The organism is Salinivibrio sp. ES.052 (genome assembly GCF_900141775.1).
In the GTDB taxonomy this organism is placed as follows: Bacteria; Pseudomonadota; Gammaproteobacteria; order Enterobacterales; family Vibrionaceae; genus Salinivibrio.
In genome coordinates this window covers 1,096,399-1,114,166 of the sequence record NZ_FSRI01000001.1, presented here as the reverse complement: position 1 = coordinate 1,114,166, position 17,768 = coordinate 1,096,399, and the positions used below count along the sequence as shown (strand labels likewise).

The 17,768-nt window shown below is 49.0% G+C and carries 19 protein-coding genes; 12 read left to right on the top strand and 7 right to left on the bottom strand.

The window, feature by feature from the left end; all coding sequences use genetic code 11:
* Positions 1–64 precede the first annotated feature (64 nt).
* Both BUQ98_RS05120 and BUQ98_RS05115 read left to right on the top strand, forming a co-directional pair.
* Positions 65–577 carry a prolyl-tRNA synthetase associated domain-containing protein gene (locus BUQ98_RS05120; protein WP_074212798.1) on the top strand — a complete coding sequence of 171 codons (513 nt, stop codon included), beginning with the start codon at positions 65–67 and terminating at the stop codon, positions 575–577.
* A gap of 126 nt (positions 578–703) precedes the next feature.
* Positions 704–2,338: an acyl-CoA synthetase gene (locus BUQ98_RS05115; RefSeq protein ID WP_074212797.1), complete on the top strand. Its 1,635-nt coding sequence runs from the start codon at positions 704–706 to the stop codon at positions 2,336–2,338.
* Positions 2,339–2,379: 41 nt separating this feature from the next.
* Here BUQ98_RS05115 and BUQ98_RS05110 read toward each other — a convergent pair whose 3' ends face one another.
* A complete protein-coding gene (locus tag BUQ98_RS05110) occupies positions 2,380–2,853 on the bottom strand; it encodes a peroxiredoxin (protein ID WP_074212796.1) in 474 nt (157 codons plus the stop codon).
* A 292-nt stretch (positions 2,854–3,145) separates the two neighbouring features.
* On the opposite strand from BUQ98_RS05110, the gene BUQ98_RS05105 reads away from it, so the two are divergent.
* From BUQ98_RS05105 to BUQ98_RS05090, 4 genes are all read left to right on the top strand, one after another.
* Positions 3,146–4,402, top strand: a complete 1,257-nt coding sequence (locus tag BUQ98_RS05105; protein WP_074212795.1) for an outer membrane protein transport protein — start codon at positions 3,146–3,148, stop codon at positions 4,400–4,402.
* Positions 4,403–4,417: 15 nt separating this feature from the next.
* On the top strand, positions 4,418–6,847 hold the full coding sequence (locus BUQ98_RS05100) for a VolA/Pla-1 family phospholipase (RefSeq protein ID WP_074212794.1): 2,430 nt from the start codon (positions 4,418–4,420) through the stop codon (positions 6,845–6,847).
* Positions 6,848–7,024: 177 nt separating this feature from the next.
* On the top strand, positions 7,025–7,387 hold the full coding sequence (locus BUQ98_RS05095; protein ID WP_083605206.1) for a DOPA 4,5-dioxygenase family protein: 363 nt from the start codon (positions 7,025–7,027) through the stop codon (positions 7,385–7,387).
* Positions 7,384–7,704, top strand: coding sequence for a DUF4144 family protein (locus BUQ98_RS05090; RefSeq protein WP_074212792.1), 321 nt, complete (start codon positions 7,384–7,386; stop codon positions 7,702–7,704). The genes BUQ98_RS05095 and BUQ98_RS05090 overlap by 4 nt, the downstream gene beginning before the upstream one ends.
* A gap of 2 nt (positions 7,705–7,706) precedes the next feature.
* Here the strand turns inward: BUQ98_RS05090 and BUQ98_RS05085 are convergent, their stop codons facing one another.
* Positions 7,707–8,486, bottom strand: a complete 780-nt coding sequence (locus BUQ98_RS05085; protein ID WP_074212791.1) for a TerC family protein — start codon at positions 8,484–8,486, stop codon at positions 7,707–7,709.
* Between the two features lie 225 nt (positions 8,487–8,711).
* Here BUQ98_RS05085 and BUQ98_RS05080 point away from each other — a divergent pair, with 225 nt between their 5' ends.
* The 5 genes from BUQ98_RS05080 to BUQ98_RS05060 all read left to right on the top strand — a co-directional run bounded on the left by BUQ98_RS05080 (position 8,712) and on the right by BUQ98_RS05060 (position 11,369).
* On the top strand, positions 8,712–9,260 hold the full coding sequence (locus tag BUQ98_RS05080) for a lipocalin family protein (protein WP_074212790.1): 549 nt from the start codon (positions 8,712–8,714) through the stop codon (positions 9,258–9,260).
* 12 nt (positions 9,261–9,272) lie between these two features.
* Entirely contained in the window at positions 9,273–9,566 is a 294-nt protein-coding gene (locus tag BUQ98_RS05075) for a hypothetical protein (protein WP_074212789.1), read from the top strand.
* Positions 9,567–9,638: 72 nt separating this feature from the next.
* Entirely contained in the window at positions 9,639–10,349 is a 711-nt protein-coding gene (locus BUQ98_RS05070) for a DUF4336 domain-containing protein (RefSeq protein ID WP_074212788.1), read from the top strand.
* Positions 10,350–10,365: 16 nt separating this feature from the next.
* Positions 10,366–10,794: a VOC family protein gene (locus tag BUQ98_RS05065; RefSeq protein WP_074212787.1), complete on the top strand. Its 429-nt coding sequence runs from the start codon at positions 10,366–10,368 to the stop codon at positions 10,792–10,794.
* Between the two features lie 5 nt (positions 10,795–10,799).
* Positions 10,800–11,369: an O-methyltransferase gene (locus BUQ98_RS05060; protein WP_175566288.1), complete on the top strand. Its 570-nt coding sequence runs from the start codon at positions 10,800–10,802 to the stop codon at positions 11,367–11,369.
* Between the two features lie 64 nt (positions 11,370–11,433).
* On the opposite strand, the gene punC is transcribed toward BUQ98_RS05060, so the two are convergent.
* A complete protein-coding gene (punC, locus tag BUQ98_RS05055; protein WP_074212785.1) occupies positions 11,434–12,639 on the bottom strand; it encodes a purine nucleoside transporter PunC in 1,206 nt (401 codons plus the stop codon).
* A gap of 106 nt (positions 12,640–12,745) precedes the next feature.
* Between punC and punR the strand changes: the two genes are divergently transcribed.
* Complete coding sequence (punR, locus tag BUQ98_RS05050) at positions 12,746–13,645, top strand: DNA-binding transcriptional activator PunR (protein ID WP_074212784.1); 900 nt, start codon at positions 12,746–12,748, stop codon at positions 13,643–13,645.
* A 1-nt stretch (position 13,646) separates the two neighbouring features.
* Here the strand turns inward: punR and BUQ98_RS05045 are convergent, their stop codons facing one another.
* The 4 genes from BUQ98_RS05045 to BUQ98_RS05030 are packed head-to-tail and all read right to left on the bottom strand — an operon-like array spanning position 13,647 to position 17,759.
* Positions 13,647–14,273, bottom strand: a complete 627-nt coding sequence (locus BUQ98_RS05045) for a CDP-alcohol phosphatidyltransferase family protein (protein ID WP_074212783.1) — start codon at positions 14,271–14,273, stop codon at positions 13,647–13,649.
* Positions 14,266–14,934 (bottom strand): ATP-binding cassette domain-containing protein, encoded by a 669-nt coding sequence (locus BUQ98_RS05040; RefSeq protein WP_074212782.1) that lies wholly within the window; start codon positions 14,932–14,934, stop codon positions 14,266–14,268. The genes BUQ98_RS05045 and BUQ98_RS05040 overlap by 8 nt, the downstream gene beginning before the upstream one ends.
* Positions 14,894–16,609: an ABC transporter permease gene (locus BUQ98_RS05035; RefSeq protein ID WP_074212781.1), complete on the bottom strand. Its 1,716-nt coding sequence runs from the start codon at positions 16,607–16,609 to the stop codon at positions 14,894–14,896. The genes BUQ98_RS05040 and BUQ98_RS05035 overlap by 41 nt, the downstream gene beginning before the upstream one ends.
* A 10-nt stretch (positions 16,610–16,619) precedes the next feature.
* Entirely contained in the window at positions 16,620–17,759 is a 1,140-nt protein-coding gene (locus tag BUQ98_RS05030) for an ABC transporter substrate-binding protein (protein WP_175566287.1), read from the bottom strand.
* Positions 17,760–17,768 lie beyond the last annotated feature (9 nt).

The following is a 17,768-nucleotide window of genomic DNA, read 5'->3' as shown; positions in this document are numbered from 1 at the left end:
AGCAACCAGCCCGTAAGTATTAAGGTCGCATTCCGGCGATGTATTTCAATCAATAAGGATCGTTATGACGGGTAATCCTCCGCTATCTAGTCAACAGGCCGCGCTGTTTCAAAGCCTAAATACGCACGGTATTTCGGTAAAAATATACCGCCATCAGCCTGTCTATACGTGTGAACAAGCAGACGAGCTCGGTTTGCATACTGATGCAAACCCGACCAAGAACTTGTTGTTGAAGGATAGAAAGGGAAAGCGCTTTTTCTTGGTGGTATTACCGGGCAAAGCTACGGTTAACTTAGCCGGATTGAGTGAAGCCTTGGGCACGTCTCGCTTATCGTTTGCGTCGGCGCAGCAACTCGAAACCTATTTGCAGGCACAATCTGGCGCCGTATCGGTATTTGATGTGATGAACGATCCTGAGCGTCGCGTCAGTTTGGTCATCGCGAATGCGATATGGCAAGTCCAAGCGGTGGAATGCCAGCCTTTTTGTCATGATCAAACGTGGGTCATTGCCACTCAAGATCTCGCCCGCTGGCTACACAGCATAGATCGCTCGTATCAAACGGTGGATCATCAATAACAAAGGCTCAGCATCGCTGGGCTTTTTTGCGTTCTCGCCGCCACATCGACTTAAGTTGAATAGCGCATGCTTGATGACATGCTAGGTTGATCTAGTTATCTAGACAAAGTCAGCAAGGAGCGCGTTATGTCAGCCAATAACATCTATGAGCTTGGCTTGGACAAAAGTCCAGCCAACTATCAAACACTGAGTCCACTTTCTTTCCTCGAGCGAGCCGCTAGCGTCTATCCAGATTATCCGGCTAGCGTTCACGGTCATTTATGTTGGAGTTGGCAGCAAGTGGATCAGCGATGTCGTCAATTTGCCTCGGCATTGAGCCAAGCAGGCATTGGACTCGGTGATACGGTGTCGGTGATGGCCCCCAATCTACCCGAAGTCTTTGAGTTGCATTTTGGCGTGCCGATGACAGGTGCCGTACTCAATACCATTAACACTCGGTTGGAAGCGGAAACCGTCGCGTTTATTCTCGAGCATGCGGAAAGCAAAGTCTTTATCGTCGACAAAGAAATGACGAAAGTGGCTAAGCGGGCGTTAAAGATGATCAAACATCGCCCACTGGTGATTGCGATTGACGATCCTTTGTACCCACATGGCGACTGTATCAGTGAGACTACGTACGAGACTTTTTTAGCACAAGGGGATTGTGATTATCAGTACGCATTGCCAGACGATGAATGGCAGGCCATTTCACTTAATTACACCTCAGGGACAACCGGCAACCCCAAAGGCGTGGTCTATCATCATCGTGGTGCCCACCTGAATGCCGTGAGCAATGTGTTGTCTTGGAATATGGATGCGCACCCTGTCTATCTTTGGACGCTACCGATGTTCCATTGCAATGGTTGGTGTTTTCCTTGGACGGTTGCTGCAACGGCGGGGGTGAGTGTCAGCCTACGGCATGTACGGGCAGAGCCTATCTTTGATGCGATAAAAACCCATAAAGTGACCCATTTCTGTGGTGCGCCGATTGTGCTGAACATGATGAATAACGCAGATCCGACGCTAAAAGCTGAGATTCACCATACGGTTAAAGCGATGACTGCAGGGGCGGCACCTCCGGCTTCTGTGATTGAAGGGATGGAAGCGATGGGGATTGAAGTGACTCACGTTTATGGCCTCACTGAAACTTACGGCCCCTGTGTGGTGTGTGATTGGCAACACCACTGGGATCAACTCTCGCAACAACAAAAAGCACGCATGAAAGCGCGCCAAGGTGTACGGGCCCCAATGCAAGGTGGACTGATGGTTGCCGATCCGGTGACGTTTAAACCAGTGGCAAAAGATGGTGGTACGCTAGGTGAGATTTTTGTTCGCGGTAACATCGTGATGAAAGGCTACCTAAAGAACCCGAGTGCGACGGAAGATGCCATGAGTAACGGTTGGTTTCGCACTGGCGACTTAGCGGTATGGCATGCCGATAATTACATCGAAATCAAGGACAGACTCAAAGACATTATCATTAGTGGCGGGGAGAACATTTCCAGTATCGAAGTGGAAGACGTCCTGTACCGTCACCCTGATATTGAAGAAGTGGCGGTGATTGCGATGCCCGATGAAAAATGGGGTGAGGTCCCCTGTGCGTTTGTTAAAACGACCGAAGCATCAGCCGTGACCGAAGCAGACATTATTGCTTTTTGCCGAGAACAAATGGCGCACTTCAAGGCGCCGAAAAAGGTGATCTTTACCGCGCTCCCAAAAACATCGACGGGCAAAGTGCAAAAGTATGTACTTCGTCGTAAAGTCACTGAAAAGTCGGTGTAAATCATGACGCGGTGGCGACAAATGCCACCGCTAATTCACCGCTACAGCAGGGCGAGAATCGCCTCGGCACTGGAGACTTCAAAGCTTTTTGGCGCTTCAACGTTCAAATGCGTGACGATGCCATTATCAATCACCATCGCATAACGCTGCGAGCGAATACCCCCAAACTTCCCTGAGTCCATTTCCAACCCTAGCGCTTGGGTAAAGCTGCCATCGCCGTCGGCCAACATATGAATCTGATTGGCGTTTTGTGCTTCGCCCCACGCCTGTATCACAAAGGCATCGTTGACGGAGACGCAAGCAATCATATCGACACCTTTTGCTTTAATCTCATCCGCCTTCACCACAAAACCCGGTAAGTGCGACTCTGAACAGGTTGGGGTAAAGGCACCCGGCACCGCGAACAGCACAACCTTCTTGTTGGCGAAAAGGGCAGGGATATCGTGGGTTTGCATTCCCTCAGCAGTGAGTTCGCTAAGTGTGGTACTGGGTAAGGGTTGTCCTTGCTCAATCATAGTGACTCCTCATTAAGTCATAGCAAAAAACACAATGTACGATCGACAGTCTACGCCTAACTATTGGGTAAAAATACCGACAATAATTGAGGTTTTTACGGTATTTGCCTGCAAACTAGGCGCTTTTTCTCTGAGCTGGTCTTACCAATGAAGTTCTCCTTTATCTCACTCATTGGCTCTCTATAATCCGCCCTCTTTGGATTCCATGTTTCAACTCACTGATTTGACACGCTGTTTACCAATTATTAACATCTGAAACTAATTATTAAAAAAGACCTCGGAGGTCCGACGAGTGAACAAGAAGCAGTATTCTTTAATCGCGCTTAGCGTATTAGCAGCAACCCAAGCCTACGGTGCTGGGTTTCAGGTATCTGAGCAATCCGCGTCAGGGCTAGGACGCGCGTTTGCAGGTGACGCTGCGGTGGCTGACAATGCCTCCGTATTGGCACGTAATCCTGCCGCCATGATGCGATTTGACCGCGCCCAGTTATCCGGTGCGTTAACCATCATCGATCCCGATGTTGATGTAAAAGATCGTAGCAATAATGAATATGCGAAAGATGTGGCACCGATGAAGGTCGTCCCAGCGGGCTTCTATGTCAGCCCGCAAGAAGGTAAGTGGGCTTGGGGCATTGGTCTATTCACCACCTATGGTATCGCGACCGATTATCCCGATGATATCCAAGCAGGTGACTTGGCCGGTGACACCGATTTGCTCTCAACCAACTTAAACCCGGCGATTGCGTATCAAGTGACCCCTGAGTTAAGTCTTGGTGCTGGTCTGAGCCTTACCTATGCCAAAGCAAAGTTAACCCGTCATAAAGGAGCGCTTGCGCCTTACTTAAACAATAAGAACAGCGTTACAAGCAATAATCCATCCGATAAATTGATTGGTCTAGAGGGTGAAACCTTTGGGTACGGTTGGAATCTTGGTGCGTTGTACGAAATCAATGAAAATCACCGTTTTGGTGTTGGTTATCGCTCAAAAGTGGATCTCGATTTTGATGATGGCACCTTTGATAGCTACGACAGTGGTCGTGCGACATCTGCATCAGTTAAAGGGCGCCTCGAGTTATCTTTGCCGTCTTACTGGGAAGTGTCAGGCTTTCACCAACTGACCGACGCGTTTGCCGTCCACTATAGCTATCAACACACCAATTGGAGCAGCTTTACCGAGCTACGAGCCACATCCGATGAATGTACTGACAACAAGGTGTGTTTTGTCAAAGATGAGTCGTACAAAGATAACGACCGTTGGTCAATTGGCTCGACGTATCAGTTTAATCAACACTGGACGGGTCGCCTTGGTTTTGCCTATGACGAACAAGCCGGTGAGGCCACACTGAGTATCCCTGACGCTGATCGTTACTGGTATGCCACGGGTTTGACCTATCAATACGATAATGATCTCAGCATTGATGCCGGCTTTGCCATCGTGCGCAGTCGTGACGGCTCATTCACAGAAAAAAATAAGCTGAAACAAAACCTCGAATTTGATTCTAACGGAACCGCTTATATCAGCTCTGTTCAGCTTAATTACCAGTTCTAACCGGGATATATCACGATGTTTAAAACACAATTAAAATTGTCAGTCTTGGCGACCGCGTTCATCTTGGTTGGTTGTGGCGATGAAACGGCCAGTGATACCAACACACCTCAATTTGAAAGTTATATTCAAACCGCCATCGATCGACCTACTTCGGTCGACTTTACCTTGCAAGGTGCCAATGCGGCAGTGCCTGTTCCTACCTTTTTGCTGATGGACAGTGAAGATGGGACGCTAAAAATACCCACGGAAGGTGACAACGCGCTTACCAACCCAAAGGCTGCTATGAATACCATGGATGGTTGGTCAACCTCGATGCCTTTGGTATTTAATTTCCGTGGCGCGGGCCTTAATTCAGGGCTTGTGACTAATGGGGTTTATCTCATTGAACTGACCGAATCAATGACGGGAACACCTAACGTTAAAGCGGTGCTCCAACAAGGTACCGACTTTCAAGTCCTGAGCGATGCGGCCAGTGACACACTGACGGTGTTGCCTGTTAAGGATCTCAATGCCAGCAGTGAGTACATTATTGCTCTAACCGATGCTATTCAGGACGTAAACGGCGATCCGATTGGCATGCCATCGAGCTATGCGGGATTAAAATCCCAGACTGTCACTTATGAAGACTCACTACTTGAAGCACCAGAAGCGGTGATTCAGGGAGTCGAAAAACTGGTAGCTGCCGCAACTCCTGCTGATCCGACCAAAATCGTCTACTCCACCTGGTTTTCAACGCAATCGGTGGGGGATAGCTTAAACTACACCAAGCTAGCAACGGCTAATGGCTTTAATGCTGGAAGCCTAGCTGCTGTATGGAAAGCGGGCGCCAACCCCAATAATGCTGATTTATCGGATGCCTACACCATCGATATTACAGGCATTGAGGATTACGATACGGCATTGGACGCCGATGCCCAGTTTACCCAGTACTTCGATCCCAATGATGCCGATAATATTAAGGCGACGCTTAAAGCAGCGTTTAACGGCGTCAATGTTAATGTGAGCAAAGGCACCATCAAGCTACCTTACTATCTGGAAACGGATAGCAATTGGAATAGTCAGCCGTTTGAGTCAGCCACCCCTAGCTTGGTCAAAGTACTGAATGCTCTGCAAGATCCCGAGCAGAAAGCGACCATTACTTCGCAGTTGACCGACGCGGGTGCCGACGTTGCTGTGTTAACGGGTAACGATAAATCACAGATCGTCAACGAGCTTTTCAAGCTGGCTGGCGTGACGCTGACCAAAGCTGACGGTAGTCAATTGGACCCTGAGCGGATTATTACCCGTTACAGTCCTGTGCCGCAGATTAAATCGGTGCAAGAGGTGCCTTTCTTGCTGTTTACACCAGCAACGGTTGATAGCAATACCCAACTAACGGTTTATCAGCATGGGATTACCTCGGCAAAAGAGAATTCGTACTTCTTTGCGCCTAACTTTGCCAGTGCAGGTCAAGCCATTATGGCGATTGATTTGCCGCTTCATGGTCAGCGTAGCCTAGATGCTAAGCGTTCTGCTAACGTGGATGTGACAGCGTATTTAAATCTGAATAACTTGGCCGTGGCGCGTGACAATGTGCGTCAAAGTGAGTTGGATGTGATGGGTTTGCGCGCAGCTTTGACCCGCACCCAATTGGCGGGTGGATTTACGGGGACGCCATTAGAGACGATAGCGTCTTTCGCTACCTCGGCACCACGCTTATTAGGTCATTCGCTGGGCGGCATTGTTGGCACTACTGCGTTTGCGGCGTCTAATCGTGACAATGCGGCGACAGGCGTTGGCCCATACTATGACTTCTTTGCGCTAAGTGTGGCGAATTCTGGGGGGCAAATTGCTAACTTGCTTCTCGGGTCGGACTCGTTTGGTCCTTTGATTAAGCACAGTGTTGCTTTTAAAGGCAGTGTCGCTTATCAAACCTTTGCCGGTGACAATTGTACGCTCGATAATAGCGCAGAAAACAACGTGGTTTGCTACAAAACCTTCGAGTCAACCGGCTCAGCAAGTGCGAAAGCCGAGGTTCAGGGTGTGATTCAGCAATTTAGTTATGCGGCCCAAACCTTGCTCGACACTGTCGATCCATACACAAATGCTGCTTACATTGATGGTAATACGACCCCAATTTATATGCAGCAAGTGGAAGGTGATGACACTGTACCGAACAACGTTGCTTACACGATTCCGGGCATTGTGGATAATTTCGCTGGCTCTGAGCCATTAGCCGCGAAACTTGGCCTCCCAACCATCAATGCCAGTTCGCCCGCTGCGCAAGGTCAGCAGAACTTTGTAGTCTTTGCCGGTGATAACGCCAGCCATAGCACCTTTATTTTCCCGCAATCGGCGGAGCTTGCAGAACAAGCCGTGCACGCTGAAATGATCCGTCAAGCGGTTGATTTTGGTGGAGACGCCAGCTTGGATAGTATCGATAACTCAAACGGTGTGTTGAATTAACCGACGCGTTATCGTAAAGGTTCTTACCAAAAAAAAGCGGCTTCGGCCGCTTTTTTATTACCTGATGCTGTGTTAATTAGCGCCATGATTGAATAGCCACACCGTTCGTCACTATTTCTTTCCCTTGGTTTCACGTAAACTATTCTCAATTCCATCTTGTTGAATCGAATGATGCTTATGTCTTCTTTACACGCTTTTCCCAATGTTCATCAGGCTTACCACGCCCATGTCTACTATGAGGCAGACACCGAAGCGCAGGTGGATACCATCTATCAAGCCGCGGCGGCATCGTCACTGCCCATTGATCTTGGCCGCTTTCATCGCAAATGCGTTGGCCCACATCCAAAGTGGAGTTTTCAGATCGCCTTTGACAACGCTGCGTTCGATGAGGTGATGGAATGGCTTGAGGCGCATCGGGGCGATTTAACCGTGTTTTTGCATGGCGTGACGGGCGATGACTACATAGATCACACTGACCATGTCGGTTGGATGGGTTCGTCTGTTGAACTCAATTTAGCGATGTTTAAGCCCAAGCAATGAATACGTTTCTTGACTATCCGGCTCTCCTGATTTGGCATGGCGATGACGAACTCTCGTTTGCCTCCGATTCGACGTCGCTTAAGGTGCTGAGCGAAAATGTGATCACAGAAGACGATCGGCTAGTGGATAGCCAAGGCGTATGCTGGTTGAGCCAAGACGGTGGCCAGCACTGGCAGCCGAGTGGGCAAATCATGCCACTTGAGCAGCTCGTGGCACATGTCCAAGCGCACTATGCGCAGCTGGGTCAATGTTGTGTGGGAAAAATTCAATTTAAAGATAGGGCCGCCGCCATCAAAAGTGTGGCGACGGCCCCTTAGAATTAACGGCTGTCAGCAATCCGACGTGACACTTTTAACGAAAAGTGCGGACGAATACGCTTGATGTTCAAGCGCTGCTTGTTGCGCAATCGAATGTGGCAGAGCTCAAGTATCAAACCAAATGCCATCGCAACATACACGTAGCCTTTGTTGATATGAATGCCAGCACCTTCGGCCATCAGCAGCAAGCCTAGTAGCACCAAGAACAGCAAGGCTAGGGTTTTAAACCCAGGGTAACGGCTGACCAGATTATTCACGGGTTCGGCCGCGATCATCATAATGATGGCGGCGGTAATAATGGCGGCGACCATCACGGGTACATCTTGGGTTAGACCGACCGCAGTAATCACTGAGTCCATCGAAAACACAGCATCAACCGCAACGATTTGCAGCAAAATCACTGCCATGCCGGTGCGTACTTGTGTCGAGTGGCTCACGGGCTCGCCGTGACCCAACCATGCCCACAGCTCTTTGGCACTTTTTAGCAGCAAAAAGCCACCACCAAACAGCATGATAAGATCTTTACCGGTAACCGGTTCCGTACCAATCGTAAACAGTGGTGCAGTCAACGACATGACCCAAGCGATGGAGAGCAATAAGCCAATCCGGCTAATTACAGCGAGACCAATACCCAAGGTGCGCGCGAAGCGGCGCTTCTCTTTGGGGAGACGCTCACACAGAACGGAAATAAAGACTAAGTTATCAACACCCAATACCACTTCAAGGGTTAGAAGGGTAAAAAAGATCACCCAAGTTTCGGGTTCCATAAAGAGTGTTAACATATGATTGCCTCCTGATTAAAGGAAGCGGGGAAGGGCACAACACGACATCGGTCGCTGTCCATGGATGGTAATTACCTCTGTGACTAAAGAGCGCTTATATAAGCACCGGCTTGCCACCTTGGCAAGCAAAAAATAGTGTATTGACAAAAAATTGACAAAGTATGTAAACGATTAAACCTGTTGCTGAGTAAAACTCTTCATGTTGGATTTAAAGAGGGAATAACAATGAAAAGAGGCTGGATGATTGGGTTATTGTCCTTAATGTTGACTGAATGTTTAGGCATGCCCAAACAAGTCACTCCCGTCACCGACTTCGAGCTTAACCGCTATTTAGGTACTTGGTATGAAGTGGCACGACTAGATCACTCATTTGAACGGGGTTTATCGGATGTCACCGCGACATACAGCTTACGTGAAGACGGCGGCGTCAAAGTGATTAATCGTGGCTACAGCCGTGAAGAGGGTCAATGGCAAGAGGCAGAAGGCAAGGCGTACTTCGTTGAAAACGATAAGACGGGGTATTTGAAGGTATCGTTCTTTGGTCCTTTTTATGGCTCTTATGTGGTGTTTGATTTGGATGATGATTACCAATATGCCTTTATTTCGGGCCCTGACCACGATTACCTATGGCTGTTATCGCGCACGCCAACCGTCTCGGAGTCCGTGAAGGAGCAGTTTATTGCAGCGTCGAAACAGCGAGGCTTTGCCACCGAAGAGCTGATTTTTGTCGATCATACCCGCACGGACCCCAAACACAAGAAAACCCAGCAGTAGAAGAGAAGCATCATGCGAAAAACAGACAAGAAGTATGACAAGGCGATCCGAGAGGCACTGACAGACGTCTGTGAATTGACAATGGAAAAGGTCGAGGGGTTTGAATGGCTCATGCATGAGGTGAATTATCAACGCTTTCCACAAAGCTTAACCGTGCGGCTGATGTTTAAAGACAGGCAAACGCTAGCCAGTTTTGAACGGAGTGATGACTACCAAGCCGCCCTGAATGAGATGCAAACTCGCCTTGCTGCTGTAGGGGTCACACTGAAAAACATCAATCGCCATGTCGAGTTAGGCACTCTGTAAGGCTGTGATTATTCGCACACTTACCGGTTGGCTGACACGCTACAGTGTAAAGTCGGTCATGAGGAGAGTGCTGTGTATCAACTCGATACGTCAATTTGGATAGCCGATGGTGAAGCGGTCCCTTTCTTTACCTTGCCCTATACCACGCGCATGGTGGTGGTGAGGTTTGCCGATCAGTCCCTATGGATTCACAGCCCGATAAAGCTCACTGGCGCATTACGCGGTGAGCTGGCGTCGTTGGGGAGCGTTCGCTACTTAATTGCCCCCAATCATTTACACCATCTCTATTTAGGAGAATGGACTGAGGCGTTTCCCGACGCGCAACTTATTGGCACTCAACAAGTTGCGAAAAAACGAGATGATCTGTGTTTTGACCACTGTTTAGAGGACTTGCCGGAGCCCGCTTGGCAAGATGACATCGCTCAATGTTTGATTACGGGCTCGCCAGTGATGACAGAGTGCGTGTTTTTCCATCGGAAAAGTCAAACGCTGATTGTCACTGATCTGATTGAAAATTTTCGTCCAGAGGTGTTTCCACCTTTTAAACGCAAAATTGCCGAGTGGTCAGGTGTGACAGCACCCAATGGTAAGACACCACTTGATTGGCGATTGAGCTTTTGGTTTCACAAAGACGAATTAGCAAAACACATTCGTACCTTGATTAATTGGACACCACAGCGTCTTGTCATGGCACATGGCGAAATTGTGGAAGCGGCTGTCCCTCATTTATTGCGCGCATTTTCATGGCTAGGTGAAAAGCGACTCAATGCCCCCACCCATTAAGCGAAGGAGCAACGGTATGGAAGCACGAATTAGCATTATCACTTTGGGTGTCGCTGACTTATCACGGTCGTATGAATTTTATCGCCAGTTGGGCTTTCCAACGCACACCCATCCTGAAGAGGGAATCGTGTTTTTTAGTACCGCCGGTACGCGATTAGCGTTATATCCCGCTGACGCGTTAGCCGATGATATCAAACCTGGACTCACCGTTAACGAGACAGGTTTTGGTGGCATCACATTGGCGCATAACACGCGATCCAAAGAACAGGTCGATGAGGTGCTGGCGTTGGCCGAGCGATGTGGCGGTCGTATTGTTAAACCCGCACAAAACGTTTTTTGGGGAGGCTACAGTGGCTATTTTGCCGATCCGGATAATTACCTTTGGGAAGTCGCTTATGGCGATTGCTGGCAGTTTGATGATAATGGCAGCCTTGTATTGGACTAATGACCATGGACGGCTTATTGGAACAGTTGCAAATGCAGGGGACAGAGAATGATGCCCTGCAACAGGATAAAGGTAAGAAGTGGCTGAATATCACGCCTGAAACTGGCAAGTTCTTAGCGCTGTTAGTGGGTGAAATTCAGCCTACCCTCATTTTAGAAATTGGCACGTCAATGGGGTATTCCACATTATGGCTTGCGCGCGCGGGCGGCGATAGCGTACAAGTGACAACGATTGAGCGCGACGAAGCAAAACACTATCAAGCGCAGCAGCACCTTCAGCAAGCCGGCATTAATAACCGGATAGATGCTAAATTGGGTGATGCAAGTGACTGGATTACTCGCCTTGAGGGACAGTTTGAGCTCATTTTTCTCGATGCCGATCGAAGTCAGTACCTCTCCTTAGCGCCACGTTTATTCCAACTCCTCAAGCCTCAGGGCATGCTGGTGGTCGATAACGCATTGTCCCACGCCGACGAAGTGGCACCTTTTAAGCAATGGCTGGAACAACAGCCTGAACTCGATGTGGGCGTGCTTCCCATTGGTAAAGGTGAACTGGTTGCCTATTTGCGTGAGTGATACACGTTAGTAATAGAAAAGGCGTCTCGAGAGACGCCTTTTTTAGTCTATAAAACCAATTGCTTTAAGCTGTTGCCAGCGTTTGCGCTTGACGGTTTGCATGCCAGACCAAACCAAAGCCCACAATTACAATCACGCAGGTTGATAGCATGACGGTTGTGACAGCAAACAGTCCAGACGCCGCAAACGTAGAAACGAGGGCACTGGCAATAAAGCAAACCATCATCTGCAAAAAGTTGAGGAGGCTAGCCGCTGTCGCACTGCAAGATCTAAACGCTTCTAATGCACGATTAACGACCAGTGGGTAAATAGCACCGTTCGCAGCAGCTAAAAAGCAGAATGGTCCCAAAATTACCCAAATATTGGTGACATCCGTGCGCCAGCTAATCAGAAAGATGATGACCACGCTGATCACGAATAGCTTTAGCAGCCAGGGCAAGATGCTGTGATCTTTGAGTTTATTCAGTGCGTGACGACAGGCATAACCCCCGACGACAAAAGCAATAGTTTGTGGGATATAGCTGAGGCCAATATCGGACTCTGTATAGCCCATAGAAGACATGATGAACGGCGAACCGGTTAAATACGCAAAGAAAGCAGCGGAACAGCCTGCGAAGATAAGCATATTACCAATGAATTTTTTTGACTTAAAAACCTGACGATAGTCACTTAGTAATTTATCAATAATTTTAGTGTCTTGCTCTGGTTCGATAAGGCTTTCTTTCTCACGCAGGGTTAATGCAACAAACACAACCCCTAGTGCTAGTAAAACCACAAAAATACTCCGCCAATCAAAATGCTGGAGTAAATAGGATCCAAGTAAAGGAGCTAATGCTGGAGATAGCGCGACTAAGGGCATGATGGTGGCGAACATTTTTTGCCCAAGTTTACCCTCATAACGGTCAATAACCACCGCTTGCCAAATAACAATGGCACTACATGCTCCAAGTGCTTGTACAAGGCGTGCACCTAATAAAATAGAGATATCGTTGGCGAACAGGCAGACTACCGTTGCGGCGATATAGAGACTTAAGCCAATCAATAAAGCTGGCTTACGACCTATACGGTCAGATAGGGGGCCATAAACGAGCTGACCACAGGCCATTCCGAGTAAAAAGATACTTAAAGTCAAACCTATATTTGCTGGGGACGTTGCAAAATCCATTTGCATCGCTTCGAAAGCGGGCAGGTACATATCGGTGGCTAAAAAGCCAAGCATACTCAGCCCTGCTAGCCAAAACAGGGTAATGAAAGATACTTTATTGCTCATTTTTCATCTCTTGATACAAAGATTAATGTAACTTGCAGTTTATGGCTAACAATCCAGGCTGTGAAACGGTATGATTTGAACACTCCTTTCAAAAAAATTGATTTGAATGTTTTCCTACCAAGATTTTCAAGTAATTGATGTGGTCGCGCGACGAGGGAGCTTTTCCGGGGCAGCGGAGGAACTACATAAAGTTCCCAGTGCAGTGAGCTATACGGTGCGGCAAATAGAAGACAAATTGGCGGTAACGTTATTTGAACGACTTCATCGTAAAGTGAGACTGACATCTGCCGGGGAATACTTTGTTGAACAAGCGCGCGAGATGCTGAAAGCCATGGAGAGTATTCGCCAGCAAACCCAACGCGTTGCTAATGGTTGGGCGCAGAGTGTCTCGCTGGCGCTCGATAATGTCGTGCGTGAAGACAGTGTGAATACACTGGTGCGGGATTTCTATGATGCATTTCCTGATGTTGAGCTATTGCTAACCATGGAAGTGTTTAATGGTGTATGGGACGCACTTGCAGATGATCGTGCTGATATTGCTATCGGTGCAACCGCTGCGGTACCGGTGAGCGGCGCGTTTCGTTACCGGGAAATGGGCACCCTGCGTTGGCGGTTTGTTGTGAGTCCATCGCACCCACTGGTGCAGTGTGCTCAGCCGCTGGCTAACGAGCAGCTCGCGCCGTATCCGGCTATCTGTTTGGAAGACACCTCGCGCCGCTTACCGCGCCGTACCACTTGGCTATTGGATAATCAGCGCCGCCTCACGGTACCGAATTGGCACAGTGCCATGCAATGTTTTAAGGCAGGGTTAGGCATTGGTGTGATGCCTTCACACATGGCAGAAGAGGCGATTGCGCGAGGAGAGCTGGTGGAGCTTGCCCTTGAAGAGCCGCTATTAAGCAGTCCGTGCTGCATTGCATGGCGATCGGATAAAGAGTCACCACCGGTGCGCTGGCTGCTCGACTACTTAGGCGATAAAGAGCAGCTGCAACACCAGTGGCTATAAGCTAGGAGGAGGGCGTATCGAGCGCACGCAACGTTTGGTACCCCGCCCAGACTCGTGATGCGGCGGTGATTAAACAGGCTGCGCCAAAGATGCCGGCAATCCAGGCCATGTATGTTGGGAAAAGGCACATTAACACAAAACTCGCGATGGTCTCCGTTCCTTCGGTGATCCCACCGATGTAATACATCGACTTATTGGCGTAAACCGGATTATCAATCTGATGTTTGCTGGCCATGGTAGCGAAGGCTAAAAAGCTCGCGCCAGTCCCCATAAAGCAAAATAACAAGAAGCTTGCGGCAATAGCGTTGTTAGCTGGATCCGCGAGGGCAAAACCAAACGGGATTGAGGCGTAGAAAATAAAATCTAGCGTGATATCAAGAAAACCACCTGCATCACTAAGTCGTTGCTCGCGCGCAAGCGCGCCATCCAAGCCATCAAACACACGGTTGATGACAATGAACATTAGGGCAAGCCCGTAGGCTTGAAACGCTAAAGCGGGCACAGCTAATAGACCGATAAAAAAGCCACTTATCGTCACTGTATCCGGCTTAATCTCCCATTGGTTAAGCTGAATGGCCGCACGTTTTAGTGGCCAGCGGATCACGGGGATGGCATAGCGATCAAGCATTGGGGATCTCCTCTGGATCTTTATCCTTTTCAGTGCTTGGCCAGTTTAGGCAGTGGTCAGGATGTGCTATATCTTCGGCATCATGCGTTACGATCACCGCGGGGATCTGCCGCTGCTCGATTTGTTCGAACACAAACTGACGAAATGATCGGCGCAGTGGCTTATCGAGTTTACTAAAAGGTTCATCGAGTAAAATTGCATCAGGCTCGGCGAGTAAGGCACGCAACACACTGACACGCGCACGTTGCCCACCGGAAAGCTGTGAAGGGGCGTAGTTAGCAAACTCCGCCAAGTTAACTGAGGTTAGGGCCTCGAGTGCCTGCGTATGTTTTTCCTGCTTACTCATGGATGAGGGCAATGCAAACGCCAAATTTTGCCAAACGTTTAAATGTGGAAACAGCAAGTCATCTTGAAATAGAATCCCCAGTCGGCGCTGTTCAGGCGGTAATGTATTTAACACACGGTGATTTAATATTATGTCACCCTGGTACTGTATGGGTGGCTGAGCGTGACCCGCTAGCACCCCTAAAAGTGTTGATTTGCCGCATCCGCTAGGGCCCATGACGGTGAGTATTTGCCCTGGGGCCACGTTAAAAGACACGTCTTTCAGCAAACACTGATCAGGCGCGTTTATGCTGAGTTGGTTGATAGACAGCGTCATTATTTTTTGCTCCTGGTTGCATATAGCCCGATTGATTAGGTGTGAGTCGCCGCTGGACTGCGCGGCTTAAGTAGGTGGTCACCATGAAAACGAGTAAGGGGATAACCGCCTGCATTAGTCCGTAGAGGCCGCTGATCCGTCTATCCAGGCCACTCGATAAACTCACCGCTTCAGTGGTTAAAGTATTAATTCGCCCTGCGCCCAACAATTGGGTAGGAAGATATTGTGCCAAACTGACACTGGCCCCCACCGCCCAAGCCAGTATTATTGCGGGCAATAATAACGGCAGTTTTATGCGTAGCCAGGCAGATATCGCACTAACCCCCAGGCTTCGAGCTGTTTGAGTTAGCCGAGGATCAAATTGTTGCCATGGGCCATCCAGCGCTAAATAAACATAAGGAAAAACAAAAAAGATATGTGCCCATATCGTCGTGGGCACATGCCATTGACCAGGTAAGCTGTACACAGCAACTTGAATACCAAACAGAATAGATAACTGGGGCACCAATAAAGGTATGGCAATGATGGCGCTAGGGAGCGATCGTTGTTGGTAATTACAGGTGCGTTCAAGGCAACCAATGGCACATATTACTGCGACAGTGCTACTGATTAATGCGAGTAGCAGACTATTGCCGACTAGCGCCCAAATGTAACTCAGTTCTTGCTCCCAAAATCGTATGCCATAGCGGCTAGGTAGCCAGTCGGGAAAAGACCAACGCAAGGCAAACGACCACATCAGCAGGGTTGGGATCACCAGTAATGGCATGAGCAACACCGGCCACCAGATCCATTTCCCCGGTAACCAAGTGCAGCGTGAGCCAGTATACTGCCAGCGATTAAAGCGCTCACAAGCACTCCACTCGATGGAGCGATAGCCGAGGAGTACCAGCGCGCAAAACAAAAAAAGCAATAATGCTCCCGCAGACGCGCGGGGCAGTAAAGAGAGATCCGGATCGTTAAACCATTGCCAGACCAATACTGCAAAAGTAGGCGGTGTGTTTGGGCCTAAAATCATTGCCACATCGACGACGGAAAGGCTATACGCTACGACAGCAAAAATAGGAAAGCGCATCTTTGCCAGCCAAAGCGGTAAGATAACTTTTATCCAGGTACTGGCCCGATTGTAACCCAAGCTAGCCGACACCATGCTCAGACGTTGCACGTCAATTTGACTGAGCACGGAAAAGCTCATCAAGAGTAAAAATGGCGTCTCTTTGAGTGTTAATGCCAGAGTAAGGCCTATCACATAAGGGTCTTGTACGAGTGCCCAGGTTAATGGGGCGTCCCCAGTGACGGGACTGAGTAATCGAAATAACCAACCGGATGGTGATAATAACAACACCAATCCAATGGCGTAGGCGACATGGGGAAGCGCCAGTAAACCTGGGAGGCTACGGGCTATCCGCTGCCAGAATGGTGTTTGCCACGTGGCTTGCAAAATGATGAAGCTAAGTCCAGTCGCAAGTAAGCTGCTGCCGATGCCAGAGACTAGCGTCAACCAGAGCGATTGAGACAAGCCAGGCCAAGCCATTACATCTCGCCAGCCTGAGAAATTGGCCTCATCCAGTCCTAAAGAGGGTAAAAAAGCGAACGCACTGGTGAGCAAGCCACCAACCCCAGGCAACAAAGGCAGGCAGCATACCGTTAGGGTGATGGCAAACAACAAACGTGCCATGGGATCTCTTCTATTGTCCGTAGCGTTTAAGCCACGCGCGCTCTAACGCGGTTTGCCAACTTGGATGTGGCTCGGGTTGAGTGCTAAATCGGTTGCCTGCAGCCGTATCAGATAGCTTAACCACTGAGGGATCGCCCCAAACCTCTGTATCTGACTTACGACGTTGGGCTTCCTTACTCATCAAGAAGTTAATCGCCACCATGGCACCGGCTTTAGCATTAGCATTATAAGGGATCGCCATAAAATGGATATTAGAGAGGGCGCCTTGATTAAACGCAAACGCGCGCGCCGTTGGAGCGAGAGTCCCCGAGGCTATCGCTGCTTTTGCGGCGTTCGGGTTAAACGCAATGCCCACTAACAATTCACCGTCATCGACAAGTTGCATTGTCTCTGCACTGCCTGATGGAAACTGATCTCCATTGCGCCATGCTACCGGGTGCAATGCATCAAGGTAGCGCCATAACGGTGCCGTCACGGTGTTAAAGTCGGCATCACTGACTGGGCCATAAAGTGCTGCTTTATTATCTGTTAGTTCAAGCAACGCGGCTTTTAAAAAGCTGGTGCCATGGAATTGCGGAGGTTTAGGATAACCCACACGGCCTGGGTTGGCTTTCGCAAGGCTTAAAAGTTCAGCAAAAGAACGTGGGGGATTAGCGAGCGTTTTTTGATCATGAATAAAGACCAACTGACCTACCCCCCATGGCGCTTCGAGACCCTCAGTCGGCTCCGTAAAGTCTTCCTCAACGGGTAAGCTTTTATCCACAATTACCCAGTTGGGAAGTGCCTCGACAAAGGGCCCATAAAGCAAATTATTTTCCTTCATGGATTTAAAGTTCTCACCATTAATCCAAACCATATCAATACTGCCGTTCGTGTCTTTTCCCGCAGTTTTTTCCGCCAATAGACGATTCACCGTTTCAGCGATATCCGCCACTTTGACATGCTGGAGTGTCACCCCATAATCACGTTTGAGTTCACGACCGGCCCAACGCAAATAAGCATTAATGTCCTGGCTACCGCCCCAGGCGTTAAAATAAACGGTTTGTCCGCTTGCCTCTTGTTTTATTTGCTCCCAGTCATTGTCAGCTGGGTTTGCCAGCACATGGCTACTTGCTAGCGCGAACGTGACTGCCGCTATCCACTGTTTCATTTTCATCTT